The sequence below is a fragment of the Bacteroides sp. MSK.18.37 genome, assembly GCF_019129155.2.
GTDB classification, from domain to species: Bacteria; Bacteroidota; Bacteroidia; order Bacteroidales; family Bacteroidaceae; genus Bacteroides; species Bacteroides ovatus.
In genome coordinates, this window is the sequence record NZ_JAHOIB020000001.1 from 816,751 (window position 1) to 838,547 (window position 21,797).

Consider the following 21,797-nt stretch of genomic DNA (forward strand, 5'->3'; position numbering starts at 1 on the left):
GCTACTTTCGGGCTTGATTGAAAATTATGTCGCCTCAAAAGGTGTTATGGCTCTTTATGCAGGGTTTCACGACCAAATACGACCTCTGCAAAGCGGAGCGTGGAGATTTTGTCGGGAACCGTCAGGCTGTGACCTTGAATACAAGAAAGACATGACAAGTACCTTTGCGACACAATTCTCATCAGGCAGACCGAAAGTTGGGATGCGAGGATAGAATGCCTATGGCAGAAGTTACGATAAAAGGAACTTCCGTAAAATTGGGATGCAGCGAAAAAAGAAAATATCGGTGCGATTATCTTCTCTTTTGACTGTGAATATAAAAGTAAGGGGGAGAACTTCGGTAAAGGTTTAGTTTAGTCTATTAGCTTATATATATGCTAAACTAAAGTAAACTAAATATAGGCAGATATATTGGACTGCCTGTATAGGTGTTTTGAGGGAAATGGTTACCTTTGCAAAAAACAATGTTCCTTGAAAGAAACAGAGATTTGTCCTTTTTTCTTTTGGCTGTAGTTATTCATCCATAGATGACTGCAACAATCACTCTTGGCGAGAGGATGAAAATCGTGTGAAAAGACTTGGAAAAATACTCAAAGTACGAACAAGTGAAGAGAAAGAAAGGTAGTGCAAACAAAAAAACAAGAAAATAAGATAATTCGTGTTTCTGTTCCTAATTTGTTTCTTGATAAAAACACATCACAATATAAACTATTGATTTACAAGATATTATGATGTGAAATTTTGAGATATAACTAAATTTACCAGATTTTCGCTCGAAACGCCTTGCGGTCTTATGTCTATATCATCGGCGAAAAGTTACCCAATCGCCTGCTATTTTCTGAAATACAATTGCAAAGTTAATTAATTATTGCCATTTACAGCCATACTCCGGTCAGTTTTCTTCATTCAATCCATACTCTACCAATTTATTATACAGCGTTGTCCTGCCGATACCCAGTATCTTTGCAGCCATTTTCTTGTTACCGGCTGCTTGTTTCAAAGCACGCAGGATACGTCCTCTTTCTTCATCCCCGCTCTTCAATGTAAAACAAGCGGAAGTAGCGGACGGTTCATTGTCAAGTTCCAAATCGGCTTCGGTTATCATATCGCCTTCTGATTGCAGGACTGCCGTCTGTATCTTCTGTTTCAACTCGCGCACGTTGCCCGGCCACGCATGGGCGAGCAGGGCATTACGGGCAGATGCGGCAAAACCTTTTACTTCACGTTCCAACTCACGGTTTGCCATTTCACGGAAGAACTCGGCCAATGGCATGATGTCTTCCGGGCAGTCGCGCAAGGGCGGCATGGTTATCACATACTCCTGCAAGCGATAGAGCAAATCCTGCCGGAACCGCTTTTCCGTTACGGCTTTCTGCAAATCCTCGTTGGTTGCAGCCACTATCCTCACGTTGGCTGTTTTGTCCTCCTTTGCTCCGACGGGACGGTAACGGCGTTCCTGTATGGCGCGGAGCAGCATCTGTTGCATCTCCATTGTTAGGTTGCCCACTTCGTCAAGGAACAGCGTGCCGCCATCCGCTTCCAGAAAATACCCCGTCTTGTTTGCTTCGGCACCCGTAAACGCGCCCTTGACGTGTCCGAAGAAGGCGGATTGTATCAATGACGGGGACAAGGCTCCGCAGTCTACTGCCACAAAAGGTTTATCGGCAAGTTTGCTTTGTTGGTGTATATGTTGTGCGATATGTTCCTTGCCCGTACCGTTCTCGCCCAGTATCAGCACGCTCATCCGGGTGGTGGCTACAAGGCGCACACGTTTCTTGATTTTCTGATAGGCTTCGCCCTGCCGGACGAATATCGGAATGTTCCATTGTAGTCGCTTTTCATGTTCTTTTTGCAGGGTGCGGATAAGCGGTATCAGTTTATCCTCCAACAACTGTTTCTGTATGTAATCCTTTGAGCCGAGCTTCATACTTTCCACTGCCGTATGCACCTCCCCGTAATTGGTCATAACGATAAACACCTGTTGTTTGTCGTTGGCACGCATCCACCGTAACAACTCTATGCTTTCACCGTCGGGGAGGCGTAGGTCGGCAACGACAATATCATCCACCTCTGACTTTGCCAATAGTTTCTTGGCAGTGGCAAGATTATATGCAGACATAGTATCGAAGCTGTCTTTCTTCAGCAGGTTGCAGACATAATCGTTATAGACGGGGTTGTCCTCAATCACAAATACTTTCATCCGACGACCTCCTTTCCTTTTGCGCAAGTTCTATGATAACTGTTCCCATACGAAGCATGGCATCCACGCATTTCCGCAATTCCATTTCGGAACATTCAGATTCTTGATGCAGCAGTTCATACTGGTTCCACAAGGGTTTGTCAGCACGGATAACAGCCCATGAACTTCGCTGACGGTGTATCCATTCGTCCAACGCCTTGCGGTCATTCCTCTCCATGATTTCCCGGACAGCCTGCATATCCTTTTCTGTTTCGGTTATCAGACGGTCGAGCATCGCCCGTTTGTCACCATAGGCAAGCAGAGAGGACAAGTCGGGAAGTTCATCCTTGTCCGTACTTGTCAAAAGGCATTTGTCTGATACAGCAACCAGTTCGGAAATGGAAAATGGCTTGAACAGGCAGGCGGTAAATCCATTTTCCAACAGCTCCTCTTCGCTGCAACTGCCGGAGGCGGTCGCCACGACAATGGGAATCTCTTTCGAGTTGCTGACACTTGACGAGCGTAACAACTCCAACACCTCATAGCCGTTAATCTCCGGCATCTTCATATCGGTTATCATGAGGTCGTATGTGTGCTGCCGCATGGCTTCCATTGCATCGCCAATAGTGGTGAACGTGTCGCAATGCACACCTATGCCAGCATACATTTCCTTTGTCATGGATAATACCATCGGATTGTCGTCCAATACGATGACAGAGTAAGGTCTTTCTATATGAGCCAGACTTTCTGCGCCTGTCTGTTCTTTAATACCAATATCGGCAGTGTTCATTGGCAACTCCACAGTAAAACGACTGCCTTCTCCTTTTTCGCTTTCCAAGCGTATAGTGCCGCCAAGCATACCGACAATCTGTTTCACAATGCTTAACCCCAATCCGAAACCGTCTTGCGTTGCGGCGTTGGAAAGCCGCTCGAACGCTCCGAACACTCGCTGTTGTTCTTCCGCACTCATGCCGGTTCCGGTGTCCTCTACTACAAGGGTCAGCCTATTGCCGTCATAACTTATGACAAGTGAAACGCTTCCGACATTCGTGAACTTGACGGCATTGCCCAGCAGGTTGTCGCATATCTGTATGATGCGCTCCTTGTCGCCATTCAGGATAATACCCTCCGGGCACTCGATGGTAAGTTTAAGATCTTTTGCTTCTGCTTGTTGCGTAAACTCCGTTTGCAACAGCTCCGCGATGTTTTCCAAACGAAACGGACGGACATTCGCCTGTTCCTTGCCGCTGTCCAAGCGGAAGAAGTCAAGCAGGGAGTTGAGCATGTCGGTCATTCTCTTGGAGGCTTGCAGGATATTGTCCGCATAACCGCTTATCTTTTCTTCTTCGTTGTCCTGCATCAGTTCCGCATATCCATGTATGGCAGTCAGTGGTGTGCGTAGCTCGTGGGTGATGGTGTGCATCGCTTTCTTGCGTGAGGCTATCAACGATTCGTTTTGTTTTACGGACTTTTGCAGTTGCCCGATTAAATCTGTTGTCTTATGTTTGTACTGCTTGATGCGGGTGGCATAGCGGTGAATGATGATGTATGAAATAATAAGCAACAGCAGCATGACACCCGTTATGATACCTACCTGCAAGAACGATCTTTCGCGCATGGCGGATATTTCCGCCTCCCGTTCCTGCAAGTCAGCCTGCACCTTGTGGTCCATCTGCTGGATAAGGGTTTGCAGTTGGCGGTTCAGTTCCGCATTGCGGCTGGCAAGGCTGTCGGCATACTCCGACAGACGATGGCTCTGGGCACGTTGTTGCGCTATCATATCACGGTTCAGTGTGTAGAGCATCGTGGTGGTCGTCGTCGGAGGTGCTTCCTGTTTCTTGCCGAACAACCCGAGAAAACCTTTCCTCCTCTGTTTCTTCGGCTCTTCCTGCCTGCTCGTTTGCACTATCACCGGCACCTGCTTGGCTATCCGACGGTTGATGTCCGCCTGTTGTTCCAGAGCCTCCATGATGGCGCACAGCCGCTTTTCCTTGTCCTCCAGCAAGTGGCGCACGCTGTCTATGCGCACCGATTCGTAATGGCTCTTGAAGCGGCAAAGCATACTATCCACCGTCATCCGTTGCCGCCGGTATGCCGCCACATCCTTATCGTCCCATTCCAGCACCGACTCGCCCAAAAGTGACAATTCCACCACACCAACATACGCATCGTGTGTTTCCTTGCGGAAGCGGTTGATTTCACGGTTCTCCCGTTCCAGCAACTCCAAGTCGCGCCATTCTCCGAGCCACGTGCAGATGATGCCGCCCACCAGCAGGACTATCAACAGATAGCCTGCGGCAAGCAGCTTGCGGAAATGCTTGGTAGTGGTAACGAATTGTTCGCTCATTTGCTGTTTGTGTAAATACCGTTATTCAACATACGCATATAGGTCGTGGAACTTCGCAGGTTCATGGATGAGAATGGCGGCCATGCTGCCTATGACCGCCACCAGAATTATATATCCGAATAGAATTCTACTCCTCAATGAAACAACCATTCTTCCCTTATTTACAATTGTTATAATTATTAAGGCATCTGACCACCGGCGATAGGTGGAATTTCTGTTAGTATGGGATTTCTCGGGATTGAGTTAAAAATTCTTTGGCCACGTATGGCTTGACTTGGAGGAGCGTTTTCATTTACATCAAGCCGATAACATCTATCGTTAAATGTTATAATTCCCCAAATACCAATGGTTCCTGGGATTCTCGCCAATCCTTCAGTAGGTTTAAAAAGAACAACATTATCTATTATTCGATTTTTAACCGCCCGATTCCATGATGTTTTAATACTATTGTTAGGCGTTGGAATATGAGCAACATACCTAATGCCATTGTGCCTAAAACTGGCCATATAACATCCCGAAAAACCTGAACTTAAAGTATCTATGCCATTTGAAGCAACGACTGCTATTCTATCCGCAATATATATGACACAGGCGTAGTCTAATCTAAGAAAACGATAGTTACGGGTATATCCTTTTATTTGAAATGTCAAATTACTTTGCGTGAAAATCGGAGGGGTCAAACCTACATTATAAATATTTTGATAATGAAACCGTGCAATATTTGTCATTACTGCTTGACTGTTTGGCAATCTTAATGCTTGAATCAAATTCATATATTTACTTACTGTTACTTTCGTTTGTTATAGGCTCGATACATGATGCCATTATATCCATCAGTTTAGACAGACCTTCGGTCTGCGGCTGCTGACTGGCTGTCACATGTATCTGGTATTTTGCCGTTTGGTTGGTCATGCGGGTGTTCTCGCGGGCGGTCGTGACTTTGCCGCTGATTTCCGCATTTATAAACCAATGTTTTGCAGAAGCTTTTGCCTCTACTTCTGCGTTGGTAGTGCTTTTTACGTTTGATGTATCGGTAACCTCCATCTGGAAATCGACATCCACGCGATCTATGAGCAGGGAAGGAATAGGCACCAATCCTATAAACGGAGCCTTGACACTTTGTGACATTGTTGTCATTTTTCCATCCTGCTGTATCGGTCTTTCGACATCGAATTCCAATATACGCGCTTTATTGCCGCTTTTACCATCAAATGCAATTTGCTGGTAGAAATTCCATGCTGTCGCTGCCAATTCCTGTTGTGCTTCGGCTGCTGCAATAAGTGGAGCTGCAATAAGTTCCCGCATGGGAAGCCCCTTGAATTTGTCAGTCACGTTTGAATCTGCTTTAAGAACTGGAGAAGTTTCTCTGTTTTGAGTCTCTTCCAATGCAGCGGAGATAATTTCTTTCGCCTGTCCGCTTACATTTTCATTCAAGTTTTCCGCATTTTCTTGTTGCCCTTGGTTCTTTATTTCTTCTGCCATAACATTTGAATTTTAAAATTGTTAGATATTTTTTACAAAATCGTCAATAATTCGGGAAATGCTCTCCGGAGTCTCCTGAACCTTAAAATTGACGCAAACCTCCATGACATCATCCGCATCCGGTTTTATGTTGCTCATCTGCATCTGGAGATTGGCTCTGTGCGGACTGGATAACAGCAAGTTGTTTTCCGGGATCTGTGATTCCACGCTTCCGACCTTCGCCTTGAACTTTATCTGCACATTATCCATCGCAAGATAATGATGGGATATCAAGGCTATAAGTGGAATATCAATAGTCTTGTCTCCAACCATGATTTTTTTCGATTGGAACGTATTTGCGTTATTTGCATTTGTTCCTTCAAAAAGTCTGGTCAGATTTTGTATCTGATGATTCTGTAATGTATCTTGTGCACAGTTTACGGCGTACTGCAAACCATTCATAATATCAGAGAATGAATTGGTTTGAACACTGTCCGGCTCATCGTCATTATTTTTCTTGCCTCTGTGAAAAAGTCCCATGTTTTTTATTTAATTACTTGATTTGTTGTCTTTAATGAGCACCAATCTTGACAATGTCCGGCTTACAGCTTCCATATTTACACTGGAGTCTATATTATTATTGACAATGCCTTGATGCCAAAACCAATATGGTGGATTCTCCGTGTGTTCCATCACGTCCTCCTTTTTTTATTGGGGTTATACTTCGGTTAATGTTTGTTGCGGGCGGAACTTTTCCGCCCGCAACGGTTTACAACTTCCTCAAGGTAGGCAATGCTCCGTTAAGTTCGTAACGCCACCCTGAGCCTGCGTTCTGCAAGGCGGTGTTCATGGCATCAACGGCTTTCTGCCAGGTAACGTCAGTACCGTCCACCTTCGTAGCTTCGGGGGCGGTGTTATGCTGATTGCGGCCGATACCTTGTTCCTGATTGTTCTTCCAGTAGCAGGCGGTCACGACGGTGTAGTTATCTCCAAACAAGCCGCCGATATGCACATTGCCGGTGCTGCTACCCTTACTATTTACGTTGCCAATGGCATAGCAGGCAAGGACGCGGCTTCCTCCGTTTAATCCCACTACACCGCCGCCAGAGAGATTCTTTGGGGAGCCTATTTCTAAGGTCACGTTGCCTGTGGCATAGCAAGCGATCATGGTGCCCCATTTTTCTCCTGCCACACCGCCGACATAGTGCGTTCCCTTCACTGTGGCAGAGGAGCTGCATCCGATGATGGAACCGGCCTTTTGTGAACCCACCACACCGCCGACACAATCCGTGCCGCTGACGCTGCCCGACACCGAGCAGTTTTCAATTGTGCCCCAGCTATATCCTACCACGCCGCCAGTACAGCCAAACATGTGATTGCTTGTTATCTGTATGCCTTCCATCACCACGTTCTTCACCGTACCAGCTCTATTGAGATAGCCGAACAGACCCACAAATTGGTCATTTGTCGTAACGGCCAGCCCCGTGATGGTATGGCCGCCGCCGTCGAAAGTGCCTTTGTATGAGTTATCGAAGCTTGTGCCTATCGGCGTCCAGCCTTTGCCCGTCAAGTCAATGTTTTTGTCGAGGGTAATGTTAATGTCGGTCTTACCTCCGTTCACTAATTCGGCTATATTCATCAGACCATCGGCGGAGGTCACGGTGTAGCTGCCGTCGCTCTCTATGGTATAGCCCAGGTCTTTTGCCGCAGCGAGGGAGACGGTGTAGGTATATTCATCGCCCGCCAGCCAGTCGGCAGCATTCTTCATCTTGTAAACGAAGGTTTTGCCGTTGGTGAAGGTGCACGTAATGAAGGTCGTGCCAGCTGCCACACTTTGCGGGGCGACGATGGCGGTGTAGGTGTTGCTACCCTTGTCATACGGGACGATTATATCCGGGTTGCCATTCTCTGTGGAGAGGCCCGTCAACTGTACGGATGCCAGCCCCTCGGTGTAGTCCGTCAGAACGATGGTCACCCGCGCCGTGCGGTGGGTGAAGCGGAGCGTGGGGCTGCCGTAGGTCACCTTCTGTCCGTCGGCTACGATGAGGTCGCTGCCCTCAAAGTCTTTCTGGGCACTTTGGTTGGCTTTTACCTTTACCGCAGGTGGGGTTGTCTCGCCAGCGGTGTAGGGCCACCACGCTGTGACGGTGATGTCTTTATGGTTGGTCCAGTAGTACGGGTCGGTGGAGGTCAGCGTGGCGCTGGTGGGGGCGGCAGTGGAGGGCGTCACGTTGTACGTCTTCACCGTGCCGTCCATCAGGACTGCCACGCTCTGCACACCCTCCCAATTGCCGTCCACTGGGGCACGGGTGCCGGCGGTGGCTGTCGCGACGGGATTCAGCCCCGTGGCGGTGAAGACGATGGGTGTGCCTTCCGCCCCTTCCGGCAGGAAGCCCGCTTCGTCCTGTGTGCAGGCGCCCAATAAGAGGGCGAGCGCTGCAAGTGCAAAAAATCTTATCCTCATAATATCTGTTATTTTATTACTCTGGTTCTTTTCGTTGCGGGCGTAACTTTTCCGCCCGACGGTTTACTGCTTCCTCAAGGTAGGCAATGCTCCTTTAAGTTCGTAACGCCACCTTGAGCCTGCGTTCTGCAAGGCGGTGTTCATGGCATCGACGGCTTTCTGCCAGGTAACGACAGAGCCGTCCACCTTCGTGGCTCCGGTGCTTTCCCTATTGTAGCCGATGCCTTGTTCATGATTGTTCTTCCAATAGCCGGCGGTCACGGTGGTGTAGTTATTTCCCAAAAAGCCGCCGATATGTACTTTGCCAGTGCTACTACCCGTACTGGTTACGTTGCCCGTGGCATAGCAGGCAAGGAGGCTGCTTCCTGCGTTCATTCCCACCAGACTGCCGCCAGCGATATTCTTTGCGGGGTTTATTTCTATGGTCACGTTGCCCGTGGCATAGCAAGCGGTCAGGGTGGCACTCGAATTCGTCTGACCTGCCACGCCGCCGACATCGACCGTTCCCTTCACTGTGGCAGAGGAACTGCATCCGGTGATGGAACCGCCTATTTGAGCACCCACCACACCGCCGACATACACCGTGCCGCTGACGCTGCCCGACACCGAGCAGTTTTCAATGGTGCCCCAGCTATATCCTACCACGCCGCCAATACTGCCGCCATATATTTGATTGCTTGTTATCTGTACGCCCTCCATCACCACGTTCTTCACCGTACCAGCTCTATTGAGCCAGCCGAACAGACCCGCATATTCGTCATTTGTCGTAAAGGTCAGCCCCGTAATGGTATGGCCGCCACCGTCGAAGGTGCCTTTGTATGAGTTGTCGTAGTCTGTGCCTATCGGTGTCCAGCCTTTGCCTGTGAGGTCAATGTTTTTGTCGAGGGTAATGTTTATGTCGGTCTTACCTCCGTTCACTAATTCGGCTACATTCATCAGGCCGTCTGCGTTATAGACCGTGTAGGTCTTGGTGTTGCTGTCGTAGTTGTAGCCCAAATCCTCAGCCTCACCACTCTCGCCGCCGCCGTCAACCCAGCTGCCGATGGTGCAACCCTCTAACGTCAGGCCGGTGGCGTTCACCTTAACGGTGTAAGAATAGCGGTTGCCAGCCTCTAATACGACGTTGTTCTGCGGGCGGAAGTAGAAGGTGCCGCCGCCGAGTTCCACCCGGACGAACGGCTTGCCTGCCACAACGGTCTGCGGGGCAGTCAGTGCCTCGTAGGTGTTGCCGCTTGCGTTGTAGGTCTTGATGGCAGTCGGGTTGCCGTTATCGGCTGACAGGCTCACGAGGCTCACCGTGGCACCGGCGACGCTCGTGAATCCCGTGCCGGGCTTCAGTTCGATTGTCACGCGTGCCGTGCGGTGGGTAAATTCAAGAGTCGGGTTGTTAAATTCCACCTTCCGGTTCTCAGCAGAGATGAAGTCGCTGTTTTGGAAGTCAGCCAGTTTGCTTTGGTCTTCTGCCACCTTCACGGCAGGCATCTGTGTGATGTCGGCATTGTTGAAGGGCCACCATGCCGATACGGTAATCGGGTCGCGGCTGGTCCAGTAGTACGGAACGTTCTCGCGTGAAAGCGTGGCACTCTTGAAATCGGTAGAAGCCGTTACGGTGTATTCCTTTACCGCATCGCCCATCTTGAGTGCCACGGAAGTGACGCCCTGCCAGTCGCCGTCCACAGCGGCACGGGTGGAAGGGGCTGCCAGCGGCGTTGCTTCTACGGACAATCCGGTGGCACGGATGACGACGGGGTATTCACCTTCGGGCAGACGGTTATCGCCAGCAAGTTCGTCCTGCGTGCAGGCGGCGAGGGCGAACAGCAGTGCGGTGGCTGCGGGGATAAATAATCTATGTTTCATAATTCTTCATTCTAATCGATTAATTATTAAAATCTTACAGGTCAGCACCCACATCTCCACCGTCTATATCGTTCCACTTTGCAATGGTGGCTTCGCTGACTTCAAGAACTTTGTTGCGTACCTTGACGGTATAGGTATGGTTTCTACCCGCCAGCAGTGCGCCGTCGGGCACGGTGAGTGTGGCATGATATTCCTGACCTTTGTAATTCACAACCAACGGCAGGGATGCAACTGTCTGCGGGAAGAGGATGATCGATGACGTGAGATTGCCGTCTGCCAGATTCATGGTCAGTTCTCCGGTCTGTGCCCCGTTGTCTGCGGTGGCAATACCGTCGGCCGTGTTGAACGTACCGGTGAGTAACAATCCGTCCAGCGTGTAACGTTCAGGCTTGACCACGCTGAAATCCATGCCGTCTCCCGCCTCGAAGGTAAGGGTTATCTGGCTCATGCGGTGGTGGAAGGAGTTGTCTTCACCGCCTTTGGCGGTTTTGTCGGTGAAGCTTACTACCGGGTTGTTTTTGTCTCCCGTGGCTCCTGAAGCAAAGAGGAAGTCGATGGCAGGCTGGTTCTGCTGCGCCGTGGCATCGGTCGTGGCTGTGAGGATGCCTCCCGCCGCATTGTACGGATAGTAGGCGCGGAAAGTATGGGTCTTTGTATCTTCGATATAGATAACCTTTCCTTCTGCCTCAAATTTCCCGTTTTTCAAGATGAAAGGCACGTTGCCGTACTGGGAATCGTAGCCGATGTCGGTGATGCCGATACGGTCGCCGGCAGTCCAGGTGGTTCCGCTGGCGCGGGTGGCGGGGGCGATGTTGGCGGTAAACTGGGCGGCCACGGGGTCACCGTTCAGGTTCTCGTTGTCGTTGTTGCAGGCTACCAGCGCGAGGGCGAGCGCTACAAGTGTAAAAAATCTTGTCTTCATTATATCTATAATTTTATTATTTACAAATCAGCATTTACATCATCACCTTTCACTTCTTCCCAGCCGTTGATTTCGGCTCCGTCCACTTCCATGCCTTCGGGAGTCTCAACCAGCGTTCCGCCGAGGGTCAGCGATGCGCCCTTTCTGGTGTTGAACTCCTTGAGGGCTTCCGTGAGGTCGCTTTTCAGCGTGGTGGGGGTCGGGTTGCCGTCAGCATAGCGGATTTCACCCGTCAGCAGTTGTTCCGTGCCGGTCACACCCAGCAGCCGCACCGTGGCTTTCCACTTGCCGGCATCGTCACCTTCGGTAATCTTGGTGAAGAGCAGCACGACGTTCGAAGCGGCTCCGTAGGTATCGGTTGCGAAGTCGAGTGTTCCGGCGGCACCCGTCAGATGGGCAACAATCTCCGTGATGCGTCCGGCGGCATCACCAGTAGGTTCGACGACAAGCGTCAGTTCGCGTACCTGCTGCTTCATTGCGGCAGTCAGCGGATAGTCCTTGTCTTTCTCGATGGTCACTTGTTTCGTATAGGTGAAGAACCATCCCGGAGCATTGTTCACAAAGGCATCCGCGCCTGCCCGGTTTCCCGTGGCTGCGGCAACGGTGGCGGTGGTGCCGTTCACCGTGATTCCTTCAGCCGGGTTCCACACCGCAAGGGTGTAGCTGCCCGGAGCAAACAGATGGTCGGGGGTATGGGTGGCGGAAGTCTCCGTACCCGTATAGTTGCCCATGGTGAGCGTCCATGTGGCAGGTATGTCGATACCCTCACCGCGGGCCGACCAGTCGGCTGTCACCGCAATCTTTCCGTAGTCGGGATGCGGCGTGTCATAAAGCGTGTCCTTCACGCAGGAAGAGAGCAGCACGGCGGCTGCCATTCCCATCATATTTATATATTGTCTTGCTTTCATATTCTATTCCTCCGTGTTAGAATAACTTCCATACCAATGTCACACCGGCATTGATGGGACCACACCAATCTTTTGTCTCGTTGCCGCGGCGTACACGTACATCGTCGATGACTTCATATTTTTCGAAATCGGCATTCAGGTAGCCCAAACCGAGGTTGAAATCAAGAGCCAGTACCTTGTTCAGCCGCAGCTGATAGCCGGCGGTGATGCCGCCACCCATCAGGTCGCCCTGCTTGCCTGTTTCAGAAAGCTTGTAGTTGAACTGTCCGGTCTTGAACATCGCACCCAGATACCAGGCTTTCTTCTCACCCATATAGTAACGTACTTCCGGAGCCACTTCCCAGAGTGCATAGCGGCGGTCTTTGCCACTCCAGCTCCAAGAAGTCCACGAGCCGTTTACGGCAATGCCCCACGATGGGCAGATGCGCCATTCAAGTCCTAAATCTGGTGTCAAGGTAGCCCAGCGCAGCAGGTTGGCACGCAGGGAGAGATGATAATCAGTTGTGATTTTGGTTTCCGACGGCGTGTCGGCAAGTGTATTTTGTTGAGCGGTTTTCTCGGCTTCTGCCTTTTCAGCGGCAAGTCGGGCTTCTTCCGCTTTACGCTGCTCTTCGGCAAGCCGTTCCTGCTCGGCACGCTTCTCGGCTACCAGACGTTCGGCTTCCGCCTTGCGTCGTGCTTCTGCTTCCGCATCCATCGCGGCCGTTTCCTTTGTGGGTACCGTTAGGCACACGATTACAAAATCACCCCCTGTCGCATGATTGTGGGTAATGAAGTTTTCTTCCTTGATTTTCGCGCGTGTAATTAGTTCGGATTTTACTCGATTGGCACGGATCTTCGCCGTGGCAAGGTTCTCGGCTTCACTGCCCAGTGAATTACAGTAGCCGTCAACCAGTAGCGGCAGTTTGCCGTCAAGAATTGTTGCTTTGTTGTTTTCGATACATTCCAACAGACGGGCAAGTTCCGTGTCATTGCCATTCCAAGGCACGTAGAACATGTCCTTCTGCGGAACGAACCGGAAGGTGTAGGTCGTGTCTGCTTTCTGCTGCGCAATGACAGGAAAAGTTACCGTCATCAGCCACAGAAACAGGGTGAGAAAAGTGATTTTTCTGCTCATATAAACTTGAATTTATTATCTTTGTCTTCTCCAAAGGTAATAAATGCCATTCAGCGCCCAAAATATTACAAAAACTTTTTCTGTTGAAATACAGCGTTTTATAAAAATTGTCGTTTGAGCACTTTTCAAATTGTCGTTTGAGCACTTTTTTTGTCGAATTAGCACTTTTTTGTCGCTTGAGCACTTTTTGAAAATGGGCTTCTGAGACCTTTTTCATCGGCTTTTTACCACACAAATTATTCCAGATTTGCTTTTTTCCACTTGCCAGGCGTACATCCTTCCTTCTCTGTAAATGATTTGATAAAGTTACTGCGGGAAAGAAAACCGGAAGACTCAGCCAGCTTCTGTATATTGATTTCCGGATGTTCCTTCAGTATGTTTTTCGCATACTCCAACCGGAGACCGGTTATCCATTCGCGGAATGTCATTTTATACGTAGTCTTGATATAAGCGGAAAGATAGGTACGGTTCGTATGAAGTATTTCGGACAGTTCTTTTATGGTAAGTCCCTGCTGGACATAGCCGTCTGTCTTTATCCAGTTGTCCACCTTCTCTATAATTCCTGTATAGGACACTGGAATTTCCTCTTCTGAAACCATTTCGGGTTCAGTTCCCGAATTTGTCAGAAGTTCTTCTTCAGATTGTATATCTTGCTCAAAAGCATTTTCCACCTGTTCATAGAACAGCAGGTAGTTCTGATAGCTGTAGAAAAGATAGCTGTAGAACGGTATTGACGACAAAATCCAGATAAAAACATATTTGTCTGGCAGAAATGTCAGCAATCCGCATCCGACACCGAAGATAACAGCCCAATAAGTGAATATGGAAAGCCATTCGATATATGCGCCTATATCATCCGCCTGAGTTTCATTGAAAATCCGAATGGCTCTACGATATGCAACTATGACTCTGCGAGCTAAAACGACTCCAAAAACAACTAACCAGACAGCTAAAGCAAATAAAGAGATTTTTTGTATGATTCCGCTTGGCACCAGGAACACCACAACTCCGGAAAGAGTTGAGAATATAATCCATAAAATGATATGTGTCCACACACGCCGTTTGGTAATGTAAAAACGATCAAGCAACATTATCAATGCCGAACTGAACAGAGAATAGCACAGGAAGTATGTGGACATGTTCATCAATATGGAAGAATCCGCATTTTTGAATCGGATACCAAAGAAGAAATGTACCGAATAATTTGCCGAAAGCAGCAGCATAGCTATACCCATAATCTGTCGGGAGCGGAGATAATTCTTGAAAATTTTCTTTTCAGGAGTCTTTGCAAACAAAAAATAAAAGCCGAAGAATAACATCAACGGCAGTGCGGCACAAAGTGAAAAACGGTATATAGATGGTTCCATTGTTATGCTTATTTGATTTTGATACAAAAATACGTCTTTTTCTTCACAAATAGACACATAATCTATGATTTAACGTTATAGATTCGGTCATATTAGATTGAAAAATTATTAGAATTAAAGCCAGTGGTGAAAAATTCAACCACTGGCTTTTTCTGTCAAGACTTCGATATTAAAGTTTTACACCTTTGGATTCCGATAAACCGGGTCTCCCTATAATTAAATGACTGCGTACAAAGTCCACGTGCGGGCTTTCCGGCTGTTGTTCCGTCTGTTTTTTCTCGTTGCCTTGCCGGTTCTCTTCCGTGTTTTCCTGAGCCGGAGCCAGCTCAAGCTGTATCTTGCGGTCCAGTGCGGCGAGTTCGGACTTCAGCTGTTTCAGCTCGTCCTCCTTCTTCCACACCTTGCCCGCTATCTCCTGCAACTGCGGAATCTCCTTTTCCAGCACTTCGTTCTTAGACTTGTACTGGTCGATGATGGTCGGAATCCTCTCCAATGCGTTCAGAAAGTTTCGTGCGGCAGCAATCGGGTCTGCCATCGCCAGATGCCCGTTGTTGTAGGTGTACTTGTAGTTGCCCTCCACCACGAAGCGGTTGTCGGTGAACTCCAGACCTTCTTTGAGTGTCCTCTCGCTGACCACCTTTATCGGAAAGCCGTAAAGTTCCCCGACAGCCTTGTACAGTCCACCAGTCATGGCGTTCTTGGCGATTTCCTGCAAACGCTTACCGATGACCTTCTCATCCGTTGAATCCACGCCGTCCACCTTGACAAGATTAAGACGACTGCCTTCCCTATCAGTCTGCACAACGGAAAGAAAACGGTTCCAGTCTTCCGTCATGGCTTCGATGAAAGCCGTGTTGTTGCGCAGTTCTCCCGTCTTGGATTCCAGCTTGAACTCCGAATCGCGCTTGCCCTTGTTGAACGACTTGCGTTCCCCTTCGAGCGAGGCGATACGCTTCTCTAATTTCGCCTTATCCAAAAGGTCGGTATTGCCGGAGAGCAACGCCATATACTCCGAGAAGTTCATACCCGATTTTTCGTCCATTGCTCCCTCGTCGATGGTACGTGCGCCCATCGCTCCACTTTTGAGCTGCGATATGAACGTCTGCTTGCAGTGCAGCAGATTGAACTTGTAGCTGTCCAGCGACTTTTCCACCGCGTAGATGATGACATCCACGTTATTCTCGGCAAAATGCTTGGCAATCTCGTTCCCGGCTCTAACACCCCGTCCGTCACGCTGTTGCAGGTCGGACGGTCGCCACGGTGTATCAAGGTGATGGATGGCGACACATCTTTTCTGCGCATTCACGCCCGTTCCGAGCATACTTGTGGAGCCGAACAGCACGCGCACCGTCCCGGCGTTCATGGCATCTATCACCGCCTTACGAGCCTTATCCGTCTTACACTCCTGAATGAAGCGCACCTCACTTGCCGGTATGCCGTAATCCTCCACCAACTTGCGTTTTATCTCGCTGTACACGTTCCATCCTTCCCCCGGCTGATATGTCCCCAAGTCGGAGAACACGAACTGCGTACCCTTGTGCGCCTCGTACTTGTGGTAATACTCTGCAATCATCTTGGCACAATGGCTTGCCTTGTTGTCGGGATGGTCCTCGTAGTTCGGGTCTATCATGCGCATATCAAGAGCCATCTTTCTCGCATAGTCGGTGGCGATGAGCATCTTCGCCTTTTCCTCCGTTTCCGACAGGGGTAACCTGCCAAGCAGAGTGGCATCGCCGGTTTTGGCAAACTGCATCAGCTTCTGTATGAAGTCCTCCTGCTCCGGTGTGGGCGGTATGTGGTGCAGTCTCTCATTCTTGTTTGGTCTGTCCACACCTACATCCTCCGCCGTGCGGTAGTCGGTAATCTCGTTGTAGAAGGCGGCAAGCTCCGGCACCTTGATGAAATAGCGAAAACGCTCCTTCTGAACGATATTGTTCGTTACGTTGAACTCAAAATCGGTCGTCTTTTTGGCGAAGATGGCAGCCCAAGCATCGAAACAGCGGATGTCCTGCCGTTCCAGTTCGTTGGGGCGCAGGTATTTGAAGAGCAGGTACAGTTCCGTCAGACTGTTGGAAATGGTCGTGCCCGAAAGGAACGTAGCCCCCAAGTCCTTGCCCGTGCGTTCCTGTATGGTACGGATGGCAAAGAGCATATTCAGGGCCTTCTGGCTTCCTTCCGAGTTTCCCAATCCCGCCACACGGTCATGACGGGTGTTGAAAGTCAAGTTCTTGAACTGGTGACTCTCGTCAATGAAGATGTGGTCGATGCCCATCTGCTTGAAGTCCACCACATCATCCGTGCGGGACTTGATAGCGTGTTCCACCTTCTCCAGCTTCGCCACAAGGTTATGCTTGCGCTTCTCCAGCCCTTTCAGCATCGCCCGCGACACGTTCTTGCCCTGCTGCCGCAAGACTTCGAGGTTTTCCTCCACCGTGTCAAGCTCCGCCTGCAGGATGCGCTGCTGCAACTCCGGTGACTGCGGTATCTTGCCGAACTGGTCGTGCGACATGATGACGCAATCGTAATCGTTATTTTTGATGTTGTTGAAAAAACGCACGCGGTTGGCGGTCGAGAAATCCTTTTCAGAAGCGTAGAGAATCCTCGCATTGGGATATGCCGCCTGATAGGTGGCGGCAATCTCCGCCACATTCGCTTTCAGCCCGATAATCATCGGCTTGTGCGCCAAGTTCAGACGCTTCATCTCATGTGCCGCTATGCACATTATCAGCGTCTTGCCGGTTCCACAGGCTAAGCGCAAAGCGCCTTGCCGTCCTTTCGGACGGTAGGTTTCTAAACGCTCGCCACCGAACCGTACGTACACGTCTCCATGTATACGGCTCTCCATGGTTATTTTCAGTCTATTTCTTTTCATGAATCTTACGATAACAATTTTCACATACTGCTATTGTTTTTCTCTGTCTGGCAATCATGAAGCGTTCCCACTCCTGTTTGCCTTTCAGGTCTTTTAGCTTGCGGACATGCACCATTCTAAGGTTGTCCTCCGCTCCGCAATATTCACATTCACGGGCTTTCAACCGAGCCATAAGGCTGGTACTTTCAGTCCCGCGATAACTGGGCATGATATGCGCATTGTCAATACGCGCGTCTTTTCTCTGCTTGAACCCTCCATGATAAATAGTACGTTCCAACATTTCGCCCTTGTTGTTTTCATACCTTACTGTAAAGACTTTATTCCGGCAATATTTACGGATTATTTTCCTTACGGTTGATTCATACTTGGATGATAATGTTTTATACATACTCTCTTTCATGTAGTAATAGAAACTATTGAGAATGTTGACATTGTTTGCAATACAGTAGTAGTTATAGATTCCCCGAATTTCCGAATTGTATCGGTTGAGTATTTCAAGGTCATCATTACTACGGAGATACGGGCGTGAGGTCGATTCCCATGCTTCCTTGCCATTCTTGATTATTATGCGCATCGCATTATAGTCAAGCAGTTTCTTTCTCATAACCTCATAAGGCAGGAGAAGAACCACTTTATGGTCAAGTGAGCGTATGGGGATTCCTCTGAAATCCTTTCTCGTCTTGTCCGTACTGCGGACTGTAACATCAAAGCCGAGAAATTTGGCTGCGTCGTGTGAGTTGGTGATTAACGTCTTTTCATCCGAAAGTTCGAGTTTCAACGTATCTTGCAGAAAGGTCTTAATGTCCCCCTTTGCTTTTACACAGTCCTCTTTACTTCCGATTACGCAAATCAGAAAATCATCGGCATAGCGTACATACCTCATGCGTTTGAAGTTTTCGTCCATGTCAAGAGTTGCAGGAAGTTGTTGCATCTCACGGTGGAGAATGGCTATCTCCCTGCGCAATGCTTCTTTCTTCTGCTCGTCTGTTTCATTCTTCAGTTTCTTTACACGTTTGTCCTTACGATTTGCAACCCTTTTATATTCGGGGTTGCGTACACGTGCTTTACCTTTATTGAAGACGTTTATGTAGTTCCGCATAAATTTATCGAGTTTGTCAAGATAAATATTCGCCAAAATCGGACTTATTATGCCTCCCTGCGGTGTTCCGATATAGGAATTTTTGTACTCCCATTGTTCCATGTAGCCTGCTTTGAGGAATTTACGTATCAGTCGCAGGAAACGCTCGTCATTGATTCTTTCAGCAAGGATTCCGATTAAAACATCATGGTTGATGTTGTCAAAGAAACCCTTGATGTCTCCCTCGATGAACCAACGTGCTCCCGTACCTCCCTTTTGTAAGGAAGCCATAGCCGTATGACAGCCACGGTGTGGTCTGAATCCATGCGAGCAGTCTTCAAAATGACCTTCGTAGATGGATTCAAGAATCATCCTTACAACTTCCTGTACAAGTTTGTCCTTAAAGGCTGGTATGCCTAAAGGACGTTGCTTGCCATTCTTTTTGGGAATGTAAATTCTCCGTGCAGGGCACGGACGGTAACTTTCGTCTTTCAACTGTCCAATGATAGAGTGAATGTGCTTTATGCTCATTCCGTCTATGGTCTGCCCGTCTGTGCCTTTCGTATAGTTGCCCGCATTCTGCGACAACTTTTGATAGGCAAGTGCGTACAGATTTTCATTGAACAGCAGTCGGTAAAGCCGTTCAAACTTGTAATTAGGGTCTTGGCTGTGCCCAGCCAGACTGTTTAATACATTTGCTGAATCTCTCATAATGTCTCACACATCATTCGTTAAACATATTAAATAATAACTCACTGTCTCCCTTCGCCATGTACAAGGCTTTCCCTTGCTCGGACTACTACGGAGACTCTGTTGTCATATAGGATATTCAGGGGGCAAACCCCATAGCCTTTCGGCATTCCTACTTAGACAATCCCCATTTAGACATATAGTAACATAGCTCAATAGATTGTCGGATGCGATTTTCGTCCTTTTCCGCTTATTGCGGCTGTTCTGCAATCGGTTTTCGGCTCTCGTACTTGAGGTAGGAAAGTAGAAGTATTGCAGCCCGACGTTTGTAACTATCTTCCGTCGGGGTTTACCAACTAACAACTCGGACTGTCGTTCAAACAGTATAGTCTTCATCCTCATATCTATCATTTCATTTAGACATTCAGTAGCAGCATGATAGTTAGCTGACTTATGCCGTTTCCAACATGCGACACTCCCCACCGCCTTTCGGCTAAGTGGATAAGTTGGCTAATGACCGGCGTTGAAAACCCTTGCCGGGTAGGTTGCTAAGCCTACATTTACTATATGCCCTTATGGGCGCAGCACCTCGTGGTCGCAGATCCCGCCGCCGTTCTGTTTCAGCATCCAGACGCAATCCTTCTGCGACGGGTAAACGCTCTTGATTCCCCGGCTTGCCAGCCCTTTCAGGTTGAGGTCGGGAAAAGTCTGGTGCGAGCCGTCATACTTCGGGCGCACGAAACAGTTGAACTTGCGGTTATACATCGTCGTGAGCCGTTCCTTGAACTGCGGCGACTGTTCTTCCAGCCATTCCGAGAACCCGTTACGGATTTCGTCTATCTTCGCGTTGGCGAGCTGTATGCCCTCGCTGTCGCGTACCTTGATGTCGTTGCCGTTCTCGTCCTTGCCGATACTTTTCATCATGTCGGGGCAGGTGTTGTGCAGGGCGTGCTTCAACAGGTGCATACCGTCATAGTTCCGGTAATAGCCCTTTACTAAAAACTCGTCCGTGATCTTCATGGTGCGGTAGCCGCACGCCACGGAAAACTCGTCCATGCTTGCGGAGTAGGCTATTTTCACGTCCGTGTCGAAAAGGTGGCTCATGTAGGCGGCATACACGCCCGTGGGAATCCAGCGTTCCCCGAAATTGAAGTCGAGGTCTTCAAAGGAGATGCGCTGCGGTTCGGCCTCCTTCAATGCCTCCCACGCCTGTTTCACCTCCGGGATCCGCTCACTTTCGGGATTGTCCTCCATCCAGCCCTCTATGCGTTCCGCCTTCTCTATCACGTTCCCCGCGATGAAGCGGTCTTTGATTTCGTAACCGGTTACGAGCGGGTTGTAGAAGATGCGCCCCTTGAGGGCACCAAGCAGTTCCTCTTCCGTGGTGTCGGTTATCTCCCGCATATAGCCGAGATTGACCGTGCCGAACTTGTTGAGCGATGCGGACAAGGCTTCTTCGGGAGAGCCTGCATTGACACGGCTCTCCACCGAGAAGGAAACGGGACGGTCGAAGATGTCCGCCTTGACAAACTTGCCGTCCTCCGCACGTTCCAGCGAAAGGATGTCGCGCCCTCCGGCATCCATCATTACCAGTTTCACGTTCTGTCTGGCGTTGAGGTTACCGTAACGCATGACAAACTCATCGTAGTAGGTGTTGAGATACCCGCGCTGCGGTTTGTGTTCCGTATGGTTCTCCCTCTCGTGGCTATACAGACGTTCGTAAGCGTCACGGAGCGATATATACAGCATCGCTTTCTCTTTTTGATAGCCACGGAGGTCGAGCGGTTGGAAGGTCGCACCGTAAGGCGTGAGGTCTTTCAGGTAACCGAGATTGCGTGAAGCATCCAGCACCATCGAGCCGTCACGGTGGTGTGGCTCCAGCAGGCCGTTGAACGGACGGGGAGAAAGGTCCATGACTTCCTCCTTCGGCTTTTCCGTTTCAAGTTCCGGGAACAGGGAAGTGGCAACCGTTTCGGAAGTAGGCACAACTTCTGCCAGTGTTTCAGGTTGCTTTATTTCTTCCGTTTGTTCCGGCTTTTTATCCATATTGTCCGAAGAAGGCGCAAAAGCAGGGTTCAACGTGTCTTTGATACCCATCTTTTTCAGTTGTTCCTGCCTGTGCCGTTCTGCCTCAAGCCGTAGGGCCTTGCGCCGTTCCGCTGTCAGGCTCATCATTGTCTCATAGAAGCCGTTGATGGGAGGATTGGTTTCCCAATCCAGAGTGGCGTAAATGTCGTCCGGGTCGTTTGGCTTTTCGGCATTTTCCGGCTTTTCTTCCTTATTACCGTTTATCGGCTTGGCGGCTTCAACGGGTGGAGTAACTTTGACTTGCGGTTTAGGCGTGGACGGCATAGGCTTCGGCTTGCTTTCCTTTTTCGCTGCCTTTTTCTTTTTTACCGGTTCCTCTATGGGCATACCCCAAAGGTCGAGCAGGGTAAGCTGCACGGCTGACGAATGATTGGGTTGGCGCGGCTCAATCTCCGGCTTTTCCTCTATGGGCTGTGCTTGCGGCTTCTCCACTCCCTTGACAGGCTC

The 21,797-nt window shown here is 49.4% G+C and carries 14 protein-coding genes and 2 pseudogenes; 1 reads left to right on the forward strand and 15 read right to left on the reverse strand.

The window, feature by feature from the left end:
• Positions 1 to 26: 26 nt before the first annotated feature.
• Positions 27 to 155: a hypothetical protein gene (locus tag KSX81_RS03655; RefSeq protein ID WP_004301204.1), complete on the forward strand. Its 129-nt coding sequence runs from the start codon at positions 27 to 29 to the stop codon at positions 153 to 155.
• Between the two features lie 737 nt (positions 156 to 892).
• Here KSX81_RS03655 and KSX81_RS03660 read toward each other — a convergent pair.
• From KSX81_RS03660 to KSX81_RS29085, 15 genes and pseudogenes are all read right to left on the reverse strand, one after another.
• Positions 893 to 2,200: a sigma-54-dependent transcriptional regulator gene (locus KSX81_RS03660; RefSeq protein WP_008019868.1), complete on the reverse strand. Its 1,308-nt coding sequence runs from the start codon at positions 2,198 to 2,200 to the stop codon at positions 893 to 895.
• Positions 2,181 to 4,526: an ATP-binding protein gene (locus KSX81_RS03665; protein WP_217732870.1), complete on the reverse strand. Its 2,346-nt coding sequence runs from the start codon at positions 4,524 to 4,526 to the stop codon at positions 2,181 to 2,183. The genes KSX81_RS03660 and KSX81_RS03665 overlap by 20 nt, the downstream gene beginning before the upstream one ends.
• A gap of 179 nt (positions 4,527 to 4,705) precedes the next feature.
• A complete protein-coding gene (locus KSX81_RS03670; RefSeq protein WP_005827362.1) occupies positions 4,706 to 5,299 on the reverse strand; it encodes a hypothetical protein in 594 nt (197 codons plus the stop codon).
• A gap of 4 nt (positions 5,300 to 5,303) precedes the next feature.
• On the reverse strand, positions 5,304 to 6,008 hold the full coding sequence (locus tag KSX81_RS03675) for a DUF2589 domain-containing protein (RefSeq protein ID WP_007749099.1): 705 nt from the start codon (positions 6,006 to 6,008) through the stop codon (positions 5,304 to 5,306).
• Between the two features lie 21 nt (positions 6,009 to 6,029).
• Positions 6,030 to 6,527, reverse strand: a complete 498-nt coding sequence (locus KSX81_RS03680) for a DUF2589 domain-containing protein (RefSeq protein ID WP_008778190.1) — start codon at positions 6,525 to 6,527, stop codon at positions 6,030 to 6,032.
• Between the two features lie 9 nt (positions 6,528 to 6,536).
• Complete coding sequence (locus tag KSX81_RS03685; protein ID WP_008616543.1) at positions 6,537 to 6,680, reverse strand: hypothetical protein; 144 nt, start codon at positions 6,678 to 6,680, stop codon at positions 6,537 to 6,539.
• Positions 6,681 to 6,756: 76 nt separating this feature from the next.
• A complete protein-coding gene (locus KSX81_RS03690; protein ID WP_217726194.1) occupies positions 6,757 to 8,451 on the reverse strand; it encodes a fimbrillin family protein in 1,695 nt (564 codons plus the stop codon).
• Between the two features lie 63 nt (positions 8,452 to 8,514).
• Entirely contained in the window at positions 8,515 to 10,308 is a 1,794-nt protein-coding gene (locus tag KSX81_RS03695) for a fimbrillin family protein (protein WP_332058272.1), read from the reverse strand.
• A gap of 34 nt (positions 10,309 to 10,342) precedes the next feature.
• Entirely contained in the window at positions 10,343 to 11,230 is an 888-nt protein-coding gene (locus tag KSX81_RS03700; protein ID WP_005643890.1) for a fimbrillin family protein, read from the reverse strand.
• A gap of 20 nt (positions 11,231 to 11,250) precedes the next feature.
• Complete coding sequence (locus tag KSX81_RS03705) at positions 11,251 to 12,138, reverse strand: FimB/Mfa2 family fimbrial subunit (protein WP_217726159.1); 888 nt, start codon at positions 12,136 to 12,138, stop codon at positions 11,251 to 11,253.
• Positions 12,139 to 12,154: 16 nt separating this feature from the next.
• Positions 12,155 to 13,255 carry a DUF3575 domain-containing protein gene (locus tag KSX81_RS03710; RefSeq protein ID WP_217726160.1) on the reverse strand — a complete coding sequence of 367 codons (1,101 nt, stop codon included), beginning with the start codon at positions 13,253 to 13,255 and terminating at the stop codon, positions 12,155 to 12,157.
• 236 nt (positions 13,256 to 13,491) lie between these two features.
• Entirely contained in the window at positions 13,492 to 14,574 is a 1,083-nt protein-coding gene (locus KSX81_RS03715) for a helix-turn-helix domain-containing protein (protein ID WP_217732869.1), read from the reverse strand.
• 364 nt (positions 14,575 to 14,938) lie between these two features.
• Positions 14,939 to 17,365, reverse strand: a pseudogene (locus KSX81_RS03720) (helicase-related protein); the annotation flags it as partial.
• Positions 17,366 to 17,480: 115 nt separating this feature from the next.
• Complete coding sequence (locus tag KSX81_RS03725; protein WP_008646012.1) at positions 17,481 to 19,283, reverse strand: reverse transcriptase domain-containing protein; 1,803 nt, start codon at positions 19,281 to 19,283, stop codon at positions 17,481 to 17,483.
• A gap of 564 nt (positions 19,284 to 19,847) precedes the next feature.
• Positions 19,848 to 21,506, reverse strand: a pseudogene (locus tag KSX81_RS29085) (DNA methylase); the annotation flags it as partial.
• Positions 21,507 to 21,797 lie beyond the last annotated feature (291 nt).